This is a genomic window from Algoriphagus persicinus (assembly GCF_035156415.1).
GTDB lineage: Bacteria > Bacteroidota > Bacteroidia > Cytophagales > Cyclobacteriaceae > Algoriphagus > Algoriphagus persicinus.
This window is the reverse complement of sequence record NZ_JAYEEY010000006.1, coordinates 147,116-164,383: the sequence shown is the minus strand read 5'-3', so window position 1 is coordinate 164,383 and position 17,268 is coordinate 147,116. Positions and strand designations below refer to the sequence as shown.

The window sequence follows — 17,268 nt, the reverse complement described above, 5'->3', positions numbered from 1 at the left end:
ATATTGGGATGGAAATAAGATGTTTCCTTTAATTCTTATAATTTGGCCTCCATAGTTACAGGCGTATGAAAGGATATGTGGTAAGTGGGTTAGCTTGTTTGATGATGCTTTGGGCAGGCATAGCTATAGGTCAAGGCGAATCAGAAAAGCTGGTATTCCGGAACCTTGACGAAAGTCTGGGTTTATCCAATTCCAATATTCTAAGTATAGTCAGAGATGCAGATGGCATGATGTGGTATGGCACTGCTTATGGTTTGTATCGGTATGATGGCACGCGCACCAAGATTTTTTTGAACACCAAAGATTCCACCTCCATATCACATAATAACATTCTCAAGATTTTCGTAGGCCCGGAAGATAAGCTGTGGGTCAAAAATGTGAATGGGATATTTGATATATATAATCCGGTTAACGAACAGTTTTCTCGGGGCGTTAAAGTTTATTCCTCAGTTTATCATCTAGCTTCTGATTCAGTAGGGATGCTGATGCAGGATCGCCAAAACAGATTTTGGTTTACACATCCTGCTAAGGGAATCAGTATTTATGACGTGGATACTGGGGAAACCAGCTATGTACAAAAGACTGATGAAAAAGGTAGCCTTTTCTCGAATCAAATAGCAGCTATAGCTGAAGCTCCTGATGGTTTGATGTGGGTGGTTCACAGTTCTGGAGTTATAGATTTACTTGATCCCAATCGTCTGATTGTCACCCAAACGTTAAGACTTCCAAAAGTTGAAATACCTTCCATTGCCAACTATGAGCTTATGATTGACTCCGATGGAGATGCCTGGATCTTTGATCCTGAGCGGGACTTGGGCGTTTTTAGGGTGGATGGATTTACCCATAAAATAGAAGCCAATCAAGAAGATAAAGGTACATATCGACTAAATAATAATATGGTGAAAGCCATAGTGGAAGCAAAAAAGGGACATATATGGCTAGGTACCGACCATGGCGGAATCAATGTCCTAGATAAAACCACCCAAACAGTCAGTTACCTAGCTGGTGAAAATGCTCAGGAAAATGCGATGCCTCACAATGTGATTTATTCATTGTATAAAGACAATGAAGACATTATTTGGGTGGGTACGCACAAAAAAGGAGTAGCCTATTATCACAAAGGTCTGTTGCGGTTTTCTCATGTACGCAAAAACTTCGCAGATAAAAATTCCCTCCCATTCAATGACGTGAATTCCTTTGCGGAAGATAAACTAGGTAACCTCTATATTGGCACCAATGGTGGTGGCCTCTATTACTATAATAGAAAGACTAATTCCTACACCGTGTACAAACATACTCCTGACGACAAGAATAGTCTTACAGGTGATGTGATTGTAGATTTGATGATCGATCACGAAGGGATTCTGTGGATAGGCACCTATTTGAATGGTTTGGGCAGCTTTGATGGCAAGCAGTTTAAAAATTATCAATACCTGCCTGAAGATTCATCAGGTATCCCTGGGCCGAGTATTTGGAAGCTTTTTGAAGACAGTACCGGTAAAATCTGGATCGGGACGCTGCGCTCTGGGATATCTATGTTGGATAAGGATCGAAAAGAATTTCATAATTACCCAGCCGGAAGCGCACCGTTTTTTACCAACAACCAGTACATCACAGGGTTTGCAGAAGATAAGGAAGGGAATATATGGGTATCTGGCGGTAGTGGTCTGAATATGCTGAACTTCGAAACTGAGACAAATGCATTTTATTCGGAAACACAGGGGAATGGTCTGATAGATTCTAACATCAGCGATCTGTTTGTAGATGCAGATGGAATTCTTTGGTTTACAACCTTAAGTGGTTTGTATTACTTAAATGCCTCTGACACCACATTTGTGCATTATGGGAAAGATAATGGCTTACCTACTGACTACTTAGTAGATCTGCTGGAAGACGACGACAAGAACTTATGGATAAGCTCTCAAATGGGGTTGACTTATGCTGAGATAAATAGGAGTGTGACACCTTTCTCTATTGCCTTTCAGAATTTCGATCAGAAGGATGGACTTCAGGCAGCCTTATTCAATAAAAATGCAGCCTTAAAGACTAGTAAGGGAGAGTTTATATTTGGTGGACCAAATGGCTACAACATTTTTAAATCTGAAAATTTTGCCTTTGAAAGAAACAACCCAAAAGTAGCTTTTACTGATTTTCAGCTGTTCAATGAAGAGGTAACAGTGGGAGAGAAGCTAGGCAATCGAGTGCTGCTGTCGAATTCTCTGGACAAAATGGATCAACTTGTATTAAAGCATGACGAGAATATTTTTTCGATCAGTTTTAGTGCCCTGAATTTTCTTTATCCTGAAAAGAACAAGTACCGATACAAATTACTTGGCTTCAATGATGACTGGATATACTTGAATGATGACCTAGCGAAAGTGACCTTCACTAACCTCGATCCGGGGAATTATACACTGGTGGTACAGCCAGGGACTGTTTTGGATGGCTGGAGTCCATACGAATACAATTTGGATATTAAAATCCTAGCACCTTTCTGGAAGACTCCATTTGCTTATTTTTTGTATGTGATGGTGATTTTTGCCATTATATTTTATTTTAGAAATCAGCTTTTGACCAGACAACGGGAGAAGTTTGACCGGGAGCAAGCAATGCGCGAAGCCAAACGTATTCAGGACTTAGATCGATTGAAGACTAAGTTTTTCACTAACCTCAGCCATGAATTCAGGACGCCACTTTCATTGATCTTGACTCCTACTGAGCATCTGATTTCTGAGACCGAAAACACGGGATTACTGAGTCAGTACAAGATTATCCAGCGAAATGCAAGACGCTTACTTAAGTTAATTAACCAGTTGTTGGATGTGAAAAATGTAGAAAAGGGAGGCTTGGTTTTCCACCCATCAGAGGGAGACGTGGTCCAATTTATCAAAGATTGTGTAGCCGATTTCCACGAATTGTCTGAGAATAAGCACATACATCTGAATTTTGAAACAAATACACACGGTCAGCAGGCGATTTTTGATCCTGACAAATTGGAGAAAGTTATTTTCAATTTACTTTCCAATGCATTTAAATTCACTCAGGAAGATGGCGCTATTACAGTCGCGCTGGAATTGCAGCAAGAAAATGAAGAGCGGGGACTTTTGGTTTTGTCTGTTTCCGATACAGGAGTTGGAATATCCAAAGAAGATCAGCTGAAGATTTTTGATAGATTTTACACCACTGAAGGACTCAAGCATCAACTGAATCAGGGAAGTGGCATAGGGTTATCCTTAGTACAGGATTTTGCTAAAACAATGAAAGGTGAAATCTCGGTAGAAAGTGAGCCGGGGATGGGATCTGTATTTTCGCTTAGCATTCCGCTAGTCTTAATTATTCCTGAAAATTGGGAAGAAGTAGAGGAAGACTCTAAGCATGAAAAAAATGATCTTAAAGAAGTGATTCTTATAGCCGAAGATCATGCGGAGTTTAGAAATTATTTGAAAGACTGTCTTTCTGACACCTATCAAGTCATTACTGCGAATAATGGAATGCAGGGATGGGATCTGGCCCAGCAGCATATTCCAGATTTGATAATATCGGATGTCATGATGCCGCAGATGGATGGAAAGGAGTTTTGTCAGAAAATAAAAACTGACATCAAAACTTCACACATCCCAGTGATATTGCTTACTGCCAAAAAATCTGAAGAGACGATGGTTCAGGGGTTGGATAGCGGTTGCAATCTTTACCTCACCAAACCGTTCAATCTGGAAATCTTACAGCTTAGCATAAAGAATCTCTTGCGTGAGCGAAATGTGATTCAAGAGCAAAACCGAAATAAAATCCAAATTAATGCTTCGCAAGTAAACGTGACTTCCCTGGACGATCAGCTGATCCAAAAAGCAGTCGCTTTGGTAGAGAAGTACATGGAAGATCCGCAGCTTTCTGTAGAATTCTTGAGTAAGGAATTAGGAATGAGCAGGGTTCATTTGTATAAAAAGCTACAGTCTATTACCGGTAAAAGTCCAATAGAGTTTATTCGGCTAATCCGATTGAAGCGTGCTTCTCAATTATTGGCTAAAAGCCAACTCAATATCTCAGAAATCGCCTACATGGTCGGCTATAATAATGCAAAGTATTTTGCGAAGCACTTCAAAGCAGAATTCTCAATCCTGCCTTCTGAGTATGCTACCAGACAGCAAGAAATTGCTGCTGAGTAATATTTTCCGAAAGTCTCTGATTAGTCCCCTCAGATTTACACAGAAAAAGACGCAAATTTTCGCAGATGTTTTAGATCAGATTAAACATTTCGGTTTGTGAAGGCTCATTCATGAAGGTTTTTATTGATCTTTTAACGATCATTACCCTAATCGGAAACAATTGATACCCATACTTAAAATTATGTTGGTGTAACATTGGTAATTCAATTAACAAACCCAACTAATGAAAAAACTGCTTGTTATTGTAGGCTTGATTTTGTCGTCCTGCGCAGAAGCTTCAGCTCCTGATCCTACTCCAACACCTCCAGTGACTATTCAAGATCCTATCGGGGAAGTAAAATACTTTGGAAGTCTCAACGTAACAGATGGCAAGTTGACCGATAGTAATGGTCAGACGGTGATGCTGAGGGGCGTAAGTTTTGGTTGGCATAACTGGTGGCCAAGATTTTACAATGCTTCCGCTGTCAAGTGGCTTAAAAGTGACTGGAACGCCAATTTGGTGCGGGCTGCTATGGGGGTAGATCCCGTAGGTGCCTATTTGGAGAATCCAGCGTTTGCCATAGAGAAAATCAAAGCGGTGGTGGAAGCTGCTATAGCAGAAGATATGTACGTAATCATCGATTGGCATAGCCATGAGCTTTATCCGGAGCAAGCAAAGGCTTTTTTTGTCGAAATGGCACAAACTTATGGTGATAATCCACATGTGATTTATGAGCTTTTCAATGAGCCGGATTATGAGACGTGGGAAGAAGTAAAAGCATACAGTGAAGATATCATCGCGGCAATCAGAAAATATGATCCCGATAATTTGATCCTTGTAGGCTCACCTACTTGGAGTCAGGATATTCACATAGTGGCGCAGAACCCAATCCTGAATCAAGAAAATATTATGTATGTACTGCATTTCTATGCAGCTACGCACAAGGATTATTTGAGAGATAGAGCCGAGAAAGCTTTTCAGGAAGGGTTGCCGATTTTCGTGACCGAGTGCGCAGGGATGGGAGCTACTGGAGATGGGCCGATCGATGCAGCTTCATGGAATGCCTGGCTCAGCTGGATGGAGAGTAGAAAAATCTCATGGGCGGCCTGGTCTATTGCAGACAAAAATGAGAGTTGCTCGATGCTATTACCTCAGGCATCTTCAGAAGGGGCTTGGAAAGATGCTCAAATTAAGCCTTGGGGTGAAGTAGTCAAAAAGGCTTTGGGAAAGAATCTGGAATAGTTCGACGCGCAACAATTCAAAGATACCAGTCTTTTTTCTGGATTTATCACTCGAATCGGGAGGAAACGGGGAGTGTAAAACTCTCATTTTCAATGGATTTTGTAGGTGTTAACATTTGATACCCCTATTATAAACATTTGAATACCCTCTGGCTAGTTTACTAAAACTACATTTATTCGAATCAAAGCTATAAACCCAAAAACCTGATCCCATTCTTTTCTGATTGAATTTTTCATAATTCAATCATCGCTGGAAATGCAAGTTCAGTGTAAGGAATAGTGCTCAGTTCTGGGTAGTGGTAGTGATGAATTTTTGTACAAAACCTAAAACTGAATGCAATACAACGCGCTATCAAGCAGATTAAATTTTACCTCGGGAAACCCTTTTCCTACTCAAAACCTATATTCCAATTTATTACAATTAAACCCCTCATGATGAAAAAACTATTACCACTTTGGCTCATGCTTCTGGTAGGTGTAGTTCAGGCTCAGGTCACGGTCAAAGGTACCGTAAACTCTGAAGCTGATGGACTCTCTCTTCCTGGAGTAACAGTGCTGGTGAAAGGAACCACTACCGGCGTAGCAACTGAAGTAGATGGAACGTATTCAATTACAGTTCCATCTTCGCAATCTATCCTGGTTTTTAGCTTTATTGGCTACAAGCCGCAGGAAGTCTTGGTAGGTAACCAATCCACAATTAACATCTCCATGGAAGAAGATATGGCTTCTTTGGATGAAGTTGTAGTGGTAGGTTACGGTACTATGAAAAAACGCGATATGTCCAGTGCACAGGTGTCTGTGACTTCTGAGGACATAGAGCGTACTGTCAATACAACTGTAGAGCAAGCTCTGCAAGGTCGTGCTGCTGGTGTATATGTGACTCAAAATACTGGTGCTCCGGGAGGAGGGATCTCGGTAAATATCCGTGGGGTCAACTCAATAGGAGGTACTAATCAGCCGCTTTATGTAATAGATGGAGTTCAGGTGCAGCCAGCTGCTGTGTCTTATGGTAATACTTCTTCTACCAATCCTTTGGCAGGTCTTAACCCAAGTGATATCGAGTCAATGGAAGTATTGCAAGGTCCTTCTGCAACTGCGATTTACGGTTCTAGAGGCACCAATGGTGTAATCATGATCACCACCAAACGTGGTAAGGCTGGTGAAACCAAAATTACTTACAATTACCTCTACACACTTCAGGATAAACCGGAAAATCTGGATGTAATGTCATTAAGCCAATATGCAACGATGACTAATGATATCCGCGAAATTACTGGTGGTGATCCACCGGCAGCATTTCTAGATCCTACACTCTTGGGTACTGGTACTAACTGGCAAGATGCGCTTTTCAAAACAGCGCCCTTGAACAAGCACAATATCACACTGACAGGCGGTGATGAAAAAACTAAATTCTTTATTTCTGGTGAATATTTCAATCAGGAAGGTGTGGCGATAGGTTCTTCATTTGATCGCTATTCAGTGAGAACAAACATAGACAACCAAACCAGAAAATGGTTGAAGCTTGGCTTGAACCTGCAGCTTTTCCATACGGATGAGCAGCTGGCTACAGGGAGCTCTGATGTGATCAACAATGCTATACAGATGGCACCAAATGTACCCGTTACCAATCCTGATGGATCATGGGGTGGTGCCGATCCTGTGAATGGATCGAGCTTGCAATTCACTCCAGCTAACCCGATCGCTTTGGCTAATCTACTGGACAGAACCTATAAAAGAAGAGGTTTGCAAGGTGGATTCAATGTGGAAATTGATATAGTGAAAGGATTGAAGTTCCGCACTATGGTGAACACAAACATTAACTATAACAACGGTCACTTCTTTACACCTACTTACACGCTAGGTGTGGTGACTAACGATACGAATACACTTTCTGAACAATCCAGCAATAGCTTCTACTGGAACTGGAACCAGATGCTGACTTACAGTGCCGTTTGGGGCAAGCATGCATTGGACGTAATGGCCAGTCACGAAGCACAGGAATCTCAATATGAGTTCTTGAACGCCGGAAGAGTGAATTTCCCTTCCAATGATCTTCAGGAATTAGGTCTTGGTTCTGCTCAGGGTGCTACTAATAGTGGTGGAGCTAATCAGTGGGCTATGGAATCCTACTTTGCTAGAGCAAATTATACCTTCGATGAGAAATACATTCTTTTGGGTGCGATCCGAGCAGATGGTTCTGCCAACTTTGGTCCAGAAAATAGATGGGGTTATTTCCCTTCTGTATCAGCAGCATGGAGAGTGTCTGAAGAAACCTTCTTGCAAGATGCTTCTTGGTTAGATGAATTTAAGATTCGATTCGAAACCGGTCTTACTGGTAATCAAGGTGATGCTAACGCAATCTATGCCCCTCTTAGCTCGCCAAGTATTCCTACTCCTTGGGGTGGTGGTTTCTTAGTCTCTAGGTTTGGTAACCCTAATTTGAAATGGGAAGAAACATCTACTGTCAATCTTGGTTTCAACTTGAACATGTTCAATAACAGAGTTCAGATCGAAGGGGATTTCTACTTGAAGAAAACTGACAACTTACTTTTGCCTAACCCACTGCCTTGGTACATGGGTACATCTGCAGAGGGAAGCATTGGCACTCCTACAGTAAATATTGGAGCTTTGCAAAACAAAGGTTACGGTATCACAATCAATACGATCAACATTGATCACAGAGCCAGCGGTTTCTCTTGGAGCTCTAATTATAACTTCTCTGGCTTCAAAACTGAAGTAACGAAATTCTTCTCTGAGACGGCATTCATTGACCGTACAGCGTGGTGGTTAAATAGCTTCACTGCAAGAGCTCAGCCTGGCTATGCACCATGGCTGTTCTATGGCTATCAGGCTGATGGCTTATTCCAATCTCTGGAGGATGTGGAAACAAGTGCAAGACCTGTAGATAACTCGGGAAACCCAATCCAAGTTGATCAACAAAATGGCATCTATGTAGGTGATATCAAATACAAGGATCTGAATGAGGATGGTGTAATCGATGAGCGTGATCAGACTTTCATCGGAAACCCATGGCCAAAATTCACTTTTGGTATGACTCAGCAATTCTCATACAAAGGCTTTGCACTTGATGTCCTGTTTACAGGAGCTCTTGGAGTAGATATCTACAATTACAATAGATTCCTAAACATCAACCCAAACAACGTGAACTTGGGCAGAAACATGCTTTTAGAAACCTATGATTACGCTAGAATCGAAATGGACGAGTCAGGTAATCCTTTCATCGCTAATGCAGGTACAGAAATTCCTAGAATTACAGGTACTGACATAAACGGAAACGGAACTAGAATCTCTGATAAATATGTAGAGGACGGTTCTTATGTGAGAATCAAAAACATCAACCTTTCTTATGTAGTCCCTAATGAATTGCTTGGAAAGCAAAAAGTAGTTAGAGGACTGAAGCTAGCCATCGGTGTTCAAAATGCATTCACTTTTACCAAGTATAAAGGATATGATCCTGAAGTAGGTGCATCTATAGGTAACAACGTTTCTGCCGGCAACCAATTGATCGGAGTGGACTACGGTAGATACCCTCAGACCAGAATGTACACATTCAGCTTAGGTGTTGACTTCTAATCCAAAAATCATAAACAAATGAAAACAAACACGAAATTCCAAAAATTAGTCCTTGGAGCTACTTTGCTACTTGGAGGAATGGTGGGCTGTTCAGAAGATTTCTTGGATAGACCCCCATTGGACGCGATTGTAGATGCCAACTTCTACAAAACGGATGATCAGATTTTGGCAGCATCTGCACCACTTTATAACATAGTGTGGTTTGCTTACAATGATAAAGCAAGCCATGGGATAGGTGATGCCAGAGGTGGTACACTTACCTCAGGATCATATCAACTAGAAAACGTAAGATTCAATACAACTGGAGAAACTGCTGAAAATGGAACCTCCTGGAGAGCTTTCTATAACGTAGTAGCTCAGTCTAACTCACTAATCAACAACATTACTGCCTATGCAGGTGAAAATGTGACGGAGCGAATCAAAAATCATGGCCTCGCAGAAGGTAGATTTATGAGGGGTTTGGCATATTCTTACTTGGTACAAAACTGGGGTCCAGTGCCTATTATTACTAATAATACGGCACTTCTTCAGGATACTACCATTGCGAGAAACACGGAAGAATCTGTGTGGCAATTTATCATCAAAGACTTTAGGTTCGCTACAGAGAATCTTCCAGAAAGTTCTGTCCTTAACGGAAGACTTACCAAATGGAGTGCTGAAGGTATGCTTGCAAAAATGTACTTGACTAAAGCAGGAGTAGGTGGATCAAGAAATCAATCTGATCTTGATTCCGCAGCTTACTATGCTAAGCGAGTGATAGATAACTCAGGTGCTTCCTTGATGGAAAACTATCAGGATTTGTTTAAAACTGAGAATAATAACAACGTAGAAACACTGGCTGCGCTACAGTGGGTGTATAATGCAGCACAAGCAGGTGCATGGGGAGCACAAAATTCCGTGCAAGCATTCTTAGCTTTCGGTTCTGAAATCACCGGATTCGGCGACGGATGGGGCGGTGATATTGGAGCCTCCAAGTGGATGTTGGATCTCTATGATGATCTGGTATTTGATGAACGAAGAAAGGGCACATTCATGTTCCCAGGTGATCATTATCCCTACATCACTCAAGTTCCTCCAGGAGGCTCTGCACAGGAGCTCAGAGTTCCTGCAAGAAGTATAGATGGAAGCAGAGAATATAATTCCCGTGCTTGGGTGAAGAAATATGTAGTAGGTCGTCCAGAAGACAATGGTGGAAAGGTTGTTCAGCAGGGCACTGAGATCAATACTTATATTCTAAGATTGGCAGATGTTTACTTGACGTATGCAGAGGCAGTTTTGACCAAAAATCCTGCTGAGGCTTTGAAATATGTCAATCTCGTAAGAAAAAGAGCTGGAGTGATTCCGCTAGAGTCCGTCACGTGGCAAGATATCTTCGAAGAACGAATCAAAGAATTTGCAATGGAGGGTCAGGCTTGGTATGAATTCACCAAACTACACTATTATGATCCTGCGAAAGCTTATGAAATCCTATCTAATCAAGATAGAGGTACTTTCAGAATCTATGCAGACAAAATTCCAGATCCTACACTGTGGGAAATTGAAATCCCTGAGGGAGATACTTCACCAAGATATTTTGATGTCAGTGCATCAAACTTCCTGATCCCTATCCCTTCATCGGAACTGTCGAGAGCTCCTAATTTGAGGAAACCGGCTGTGCCGTATGATTTCTCTGCACCAGAAAATTAATTTGTGGACTTCTATTGAACTATAAAAATATGAAAATCATAAAAGATATAAGATCCTCACATTCACTCCTTGTAGCGACTGCGCTAGTAATGGTACTTGCTGTAGGAGCATGTAAGGAAGAAGATGAAATAAATGTAGGTCCGCCGACTATCGAGCGGGTGCGCAGTACAGACCCTTCTACAGCAGACAGTGCATTTACTTCTGCTACATTAGGAAGTACAATTGCAATCTTGGGAAATAATCTATTGGGTACCCAGCAAGTGTATCTAAACGATTATCCGCTAGGAATAAATACTGCTTATGTCACTAATACATCTGTGATTGTTACAGTAGGGGATAGTGTCCCTACAGTAGCTACAAACCCTGGCGTTCCCAATACACTTCGCTTAGTAAATAAGAGCGGTGAAGCTATTATGGAATTTCAGACACTTCCACCGGCTCCGCAGGTCACACAAGTGAAAAATCAATATGTAAAACCCGGTGATGAACTTACGCTGTTTGGTAAGTATTTCTACTTCATAGATACAGTTTACTTCCCAGGTGAAGATGTATATGTCACTTCTGGTTTTGAGACTAATGCAGCTGGATCTTTACTTAAAGTGACTGTGCCTGAAAATCTAGATTTTTCAGAAGGTCAATCAATTAGCGTTGTTTCAAAATCCGGTGGATCTGCTACGAATAGAAATACTCAGATATATGCCAATCAAGGCATGGTTGCTGATTTTGATACCAATGGAGCTTTAGAGTGGCCTTGGAACTGGGGATGGGGAATATCAGGTGATATGATCCAGCCTTCTCAGCCTGGTATCTCTAGTTTGGAAGGCAGCTTCGCTGGAATGAATCAAGCTTTTCCTAGTGGCTATGGCTGGAACAACGACAAAGTTATCAATCTCGCAAACTGGGGTGGGGTGCAGATCTTCCCTGAAGGGGAAGGATACGAGCCAAACACTCCAGCAGCTAATTTTGATATTAGGTTCGAAGTAGCTATCAACACTACGGAATCTATTGCAGGACTTGAAATGCAAATTTGGTTTCCTGATAGCCAAGGCAATGAGTTGAGCTATAATATCCCTATGAGTGAGTTTGTTAAAGCGACTGATGGCAGCTGGTACACGCTGTCGGCTAACATAACCAGATTGACAAACGGATCTACCAGATTAAACACTTACGGGGACTTCTTGAAAGGTGATGGTGGTGTTAAGCAACTTCGATTACTAGTTGTTAATACTACGTCAAATGATATTCAAGCAGTAGTAGGAGTAGATAATGTGAGAGTGATCAGAGCAGTAAATTAATAGTATAGCATAAGAGGTTTATTAATTCAATCTCCGGGGCGGATGTTCTGCCTCGGAGATTTTTTCTAAGTTCTTTATTAATCATGGAGAACACGGCGTTTTGTACAGACGGCGCAGTAGCTCAATATGCTTACAATCCATCGTTTACGAGTTTTAATTCAGGTTAAAGAATGCTTTTCTTTTATTAATAAATAATTGAGCTTGATCACCCAACTTATATTTGAAAGAAACAAATCATCAAAATTATTCCAAGTTATTTTGCTGGGGGTACTATTGATGTTTTCAGCATGTCAGGAAAAAAAGGAAGCACAAACGCTTACACTTTTTGAGTTAGCAAGTGCTGACTCCACCCAATTGGCATTTACCAATCAGATCAAAGAAACAGAAGCAGCTAATATTCTTACTTACCAGTACTTCTATAATGGAGGAGGAGTTGCTGTAGGTGATGTGAATAACGACGGATGGGAAGATCTATATTTTACCGCTAATCAAGGACAAAACAAGCTTTTTTTGAATCAGGGAAACCTGAAATTTAGAGACATTACCCTTGCTACTGGAACTGCCGGAAGGGAAAATTCCTGGACTACGGGTACAGCAATTGTTGACATAAACGGAGATGGACTTACAGATATTTATGTATGCTATTCTGGGGATTTACCAGATGAGCAACGAAGAAATCAATTGTTTGTCAATCAGGGATTGGACAAGGACGGAATCCCATTTTTCAAAGAAATGGCCGCAGAATACGGTCTGGATGATCCGGGGTATAGCACCTCAGTATATTTTGCAGATCTAGATCTGGATGGGGATTTGGATATGCTTTTGCTCAATCACAATCCAAGGCTTTTTAATAATCTGAATATGAATGCCTTCGAAGCCATGCTCGGTACAGCTGACGCGATGAGCAGCTCGAAGATCTATAGAAATGACAATGGCGTATTTAAGAATGCAACCAAAGAATCCGGTTTGACCGAGACCGGTCTGAGCTACGGTTTGGGAGCATCGATCGCAGATTTCAACGGAGATGGCTTTCCGGATATTTATCTGGGGAATGATTATTCAGCCCCGGATTACCTATACATCAATCAGCGAGATGGTACTTTTTCCAATGAGATAAACACAGCAATCGGGCTTACCAGTCTCTATACCATGGGCGTGGATGCTGCCGATATCAATCGGGATGGCAGGCTTGACCTGATCAGTCTGGACATGCTGCCAGAAGATAACACCAGACAAAAGTTGCTTTTCACCCCCGAAAACTACGAACATTATAGCCTATTCCTTAAAGCAGGTCTTCATCATCAATTGATGCGCAATATGCTGCAGCTGAACAATGGGGATGGGACATTTTCGGAGGTTGGTCAGCTGGCTGGAATAAGTGCCACAGATTGGAGTTGGGCACCTTTATTTGCTGATTTTGATAACGATGGCTTTACAGATCTTTTTGTCAGTAATGGCTTTCTGAAGGATTTTACAAATATGGATTTCATCAATTATAGAAATGAATACCTGCAAAATTCCAAGGTATCAGCTTCCGGAATTAATGAATTGATCGAGAAAATGCCTGCTACCAAAGTTGGTAATTATGGTTTTAAAAATATCAATGGGATTCAATTTGAAAATCAATCTGAGAGATGGGGATTGAATGAACCAGGGAATTCCAATGGAGCTGTTTATGCGGATTTGGATCAGGATGGGGATTTGGATTTGATCTTGAATAACCTGAATGAACCCGCTCAGATTTTTAAAAATCTGACTTCTGAGCGTTCTACAGCAAACTACATACAGATACGACTGAAAGGTTTGGAGGGAAATCCAGATGGAGTAGGAGCCAAGGTAACTGTTTATCAAAATGGTCAACTCAACTATCAGGAGCAGCAAATTTATAAAGGATACCAAGGCAATGTCAGTTCAGTACTCCACTTTGGATTAGGAGAAGGAAAAGTAGATTCGGTGGAAGTTCACTGGAAAAACAGAAAAACTTCTCGTCTAGTCAAGCCGGCAATTAATCAAATCCATGAGCTGGTAGAAGCAGAGGCAAGTCCGAGAAGATGGCGTGAAAACTTAATTCTACAAAATTTCACAGGAATTGGGAGCTATGTTAATAAGGACAGCACTGTTAAACTTCCAAATGATTTTAAGAGGCAAAGTCAGTTGCTATATAGCTTGTCACAAGAAAAAGTGTCAATGATAGAGGCTGACTTAAATGCTGATGATAGTACTGAAGTAATAATCTCAGATGGGAAAAGAGTTTATTCTGTTTCGAAGGAAGGTGACTCAACTGGTGAGGATACTTACCAAATATATGCCTCAGATTCTCCTACGATTACTTCAATAGCAGCTTTGGATGTAGATGGAGACTCGGACTTAGATCTTTATGTGGCAAAAGGTGGGTATTTTGATTTGGAGGAAGGTGATCCCAGACAGCAGGACCTACTTTTGATCAAAGATGGAAATGGAAACTATACCAAGTCCCAACTGGATTTTGGGTCGCATCCTTCCGAAAATGTAATCACTTGGGATGCCAACGGTGATGGAATGGATGATCTATTTGTTGGTTCAGGGTATGTGCCTGGAAGATGGCCTGAATCTGTGCCAAGCCAAATTTGGCTGAATTCTGGTGATGGTAATTTTTCTTCTATTTCCTTAGAACACATATCTAGAGTCAAAGCTTCTCAAACTTATGATCTGGATCAGGATGGATTAGACGAACTGATTATTGCTTCTGAATTTGATAGGATTCGTATTTTGAATCTAAATGATGGAAAGGTAATTGATCGCTCTGAGGAGTTTTTACCAGGAGGGAAATCAGGACTTTGGTCATCTATTCTCATAAAGGATCTGGATGAAGACGGGATTCCTGAGTTGCTGGTAGGAAATTGGGGATTGAATTCCAGATTACAAACTGACGAAGATAATCCTGTTCGCGTTTATTTTGAGGACTTTGACAGTAATGGATCTATTGATCCGCTGATGACTTTTCCGGTGATGGGTGAGGAGTATCCCTTCTTTTCCCGAGATGAGTTAGCCGCTCAGCTGTACAAAAAGAAGGCGCTTTTTCCAACTCATGATGCTTTCTCCAAAGCAAAAATCCAAGATATCTTAACTGCTCAAGAACTAGAGAAAGCAAAGATAATTGAAGCTCAAATTCTTGAAACGAAAATGTACACCCTGAAGAATGAAATTTTTGAAGAAGTGAGTTTACCGATACTGATTCAGTCATCCCCGATTCAGTCGATTGCTGCTCTGAATGCATCCAAAGGTTTTGATTTGCTACTTCTAGGAAATCGGGAAAATGCTCGCCTGAAAATTGGTAAAATAGATGCAAATCCAGGCTGGATACTGCATAAAAACGATCAAGGAATATGGGAGGTTATAGCACCGAATAAAACCGGACTTCAGCTGAGATCCAATGTGAGCAGTGCGGTAAATATTGGAAATACACTCTGGGTAGGTATTCCTTCCGTTGGTGTTTACAAATTCGGGTATTGATTAAATTTTAGTAATTTAAAAATTGAAAATCAACTTGTTATGAAAATGAAAAGTAAGCATGTTTTAATTTTAAGTTTGCTTTTAATCCAGTGGGCTTGTAAAGCTCCAATGATAGATGAAAGTCTAGTAGTTGATGAATCAATTCGTCTTAATCAGATTGGTTTTTATCCTGAACAACAAAAGATCGCAGTAGTACTAAATCATGAAGAAGCGGTGGATTTTGTGATTTGGGATTTAGATAAAAAGAATATTGTATTCGAAGGGGACTTATCAAAGCAATTCACCAAAACACTTTCCGGAGTCAATTCAAGAATTGCTGATTTTTCTCATTTTAATCAAGCTGGAAATTATGTTTTAGTTTTGACTGGAATTGGCAAATCCTACCCCTTTGAGATTCATGAACAAATTAATCAAGAGCTTGGTAAAGCAAGTTTAAAGGCCTTCTATTACCAGCGTGCGAGTACTTCATTGGACGAAGCTCAGGCGGGTATCTGGGCTAGACCTTTGGGGCATCCTGACAATGAAGTGATGATTCATCCCTCGGCAGTTTCAGATACTAGAAAAGTAGGGGATTTAGTTTCCTCGCCATTTGGCTGGTATGATGCCGGTGATTACAATAAATATGTGGTAAACTCTGGAATCACAGTAGGGACACTGCTGTCTCTTTACGAGGATTACCCAGGTTATTTTCAAAAACTAGAATTGAATATTCCTGAGTCCGGAAATGAAATTCCAGATATTCTGGATGAGATTCGCTGGAACTTGGATTGGATGCTAACCATGCAGGATCCAGGAGATGGAGGAGTTTATCATAAACTTACTACAGCTAAATTTGAGGGAATGGTAGAGCCACATGTTGCAGTTTCGCAGCGCTATCTAGTAGCTAAAAGTACCACAGCTACCTTGGATTTCGCTGCAGTAATGGCTCAAGCTTCCCGAGTTTACAAAGCATACTATCCAGAGGAATCAGTTTTGTTTTTGAAAGCTGCTGAAAAAGCCTGGAGCTGGGCTAAAAAGAATCCAGCACTGCTCTACAAGCAAAATGAAATGAATGAAACGTATGATCCAGATATAGTTACGGGGGCATATGGAGATTCTGATCCAAGCGATGAGCGTATTTGGGCTGCATCAGAGTTGTTCATTACCACGCATAATTTGACCTATTGGGATGAATTGGCTAATGCAGATCAAAGTTTCAAACTTCCTTCCTGGAATCAAGTAGCTTGGCTAGGATACTATTCCTTGCTGCGACATCAAGATAGCATCACTTTACTGCCTCAAGAATGGATGGCTATGCTTAAAATAAACTTGCTTTCAGCAGCCAGAGCTCAACTAGCAGGAACTGAAGCAACAGCGTTTCACAGTCCAATAGAAACCAATGTCAGGAATTTTATATGGGGATCTAACGCCGTGGCAGCAAATCAAGGCATACTTTTCTTGTATGCATTTAAGCAAAACGGTGAGCATGTCTTCTTAGAAGCTGCTTATGACAATTTAGATTATATATTAGGCAGAAATGCCACTGGCTACTCCTATGTCACCGGTTTTGGAAGCAAAACTCCCATGCGCCCCCATCATAGATTAGCAGTGTCAAGACCTGATCTACCCCCCTTGCCAGGTTTTATAGTTGGTGGGCCTAATCCTGGACAGCAGGATGGATGTAACTACGCCAGTTCCTTTGCGGATGAGTCTTATTCAGACGAGAGTTGCAGCTATGCATCTAACGAAATTGCGATTAACTGGAATGCACCTTTTGCATACTTAATAAATTCACTTGAAGCAATAAATCAGTAAGTTTCTAATCGCTCTCCTAAATC

At 41.1% G+C, this 17,268-nt stretch carries 7 protein-coding genes; all 7 read left to right on the top strand.

The window, feature by feature from the left end:
* Window positions 1-65 precede the first annotated feature (65 nt).
* The 7 genes from U3A58_RS06880 (at window position 66) to U3A58_RS06850 (ending at window position 17,245) form a co-directional block, all read left to right on the top strand.
* Window positions 66-4,163 (top strand): hybrid sensor histidine kinase/response regulator transcription factor, encoded by a 4,098-nt coding sequence (locus U3A58_RS06880; RefSeq protein WP_323822666.1) that lies wholly within the window; start codon window positions 66-68, stop codon window positions 4,161-4,163.
* 223 nt (window positions 4,164-4,386) lie between these two features.
* On the top strand, window positions 4,387-5,385 hold the full coding sequence (locus tag U3A58_RS06875) for a glycoside hydrolase family 5 protein (protein WP_323822665.1): 999 nt from the start codon (window positions 4,387-4,389) through the stop codon (window positions 5,383-5,385).
* A 434-nt stretch (window positions 5,386-5,819) separates the two neighbouring features.
* Window positions 5,820-8,978: a SusC/RagA family TonB-linked outer membrane protein gene (locus U3A58_RS06870; RefSeq protein ID WP_323822664.1), complete on the top strand. Its 3,159-nt coding sequence runs from the start codon at window positions 5,820-5,822 to the stop codon at window positions 8,976-8,978.
* 18 nt (window positions 8,979-8,996) lie between these two features.
* Window positions 8,997-10,664 (top strand): RagB/SusD family nutrient uptake outer membrane protein, encoded by a 1,668-nt coding sequence (locus U3A58_RS06865; protein WP_323822663.1) that lies wholly within the window; start codon window positions 8,997-8,999, stop codon window positions 10,662-10,664.
* A gap of 29 nt (window positions 10,665-10,693) precedes the next feature.
* Window positions 10,694-11,959 carry a glycan-binding surface protein gene (locus U3A58_RS06860; protein WP_323822662.1) on the top strand — a complete coding sequence of 422 codons (1,266 nt, stop codon included), beginning with the start codon at window positions 10,694-10,696 and terminating at the stop codon, window positions 11,957-11,959.
* Window positions 11,960-12,160: 201 nt separating this feature from the next.
* Window positions 12,161-15,451 carry a VCBS repeat-containing protein gene (locus tag U3A58_RS06855; protein ID WP_323822661.1) on the top strand — a complete coding sequence of 1,097 codons (3,291 nt, stop codon included), beginning with the start codon at window positions 12,161-12,163 and terminating at the stop codon, window positions 15,449-15,451.
* A gap of 39 nt (window positions 15,452-15,490) precedes the next feature.
* Complete coding sequence (locus tag U3A58_RS06850; RefSeq protein ID WP_323822660.1) at window positions 15,491-17,245, top strand: glycoside hydrolase family 9 protein; 1,755 nt, start codon at window positions 15,491-15,493, stop codon at window positions 17,243-17,245.
* Window positions 17,246-17,268 lie beyond the last annotated feature (23 nt).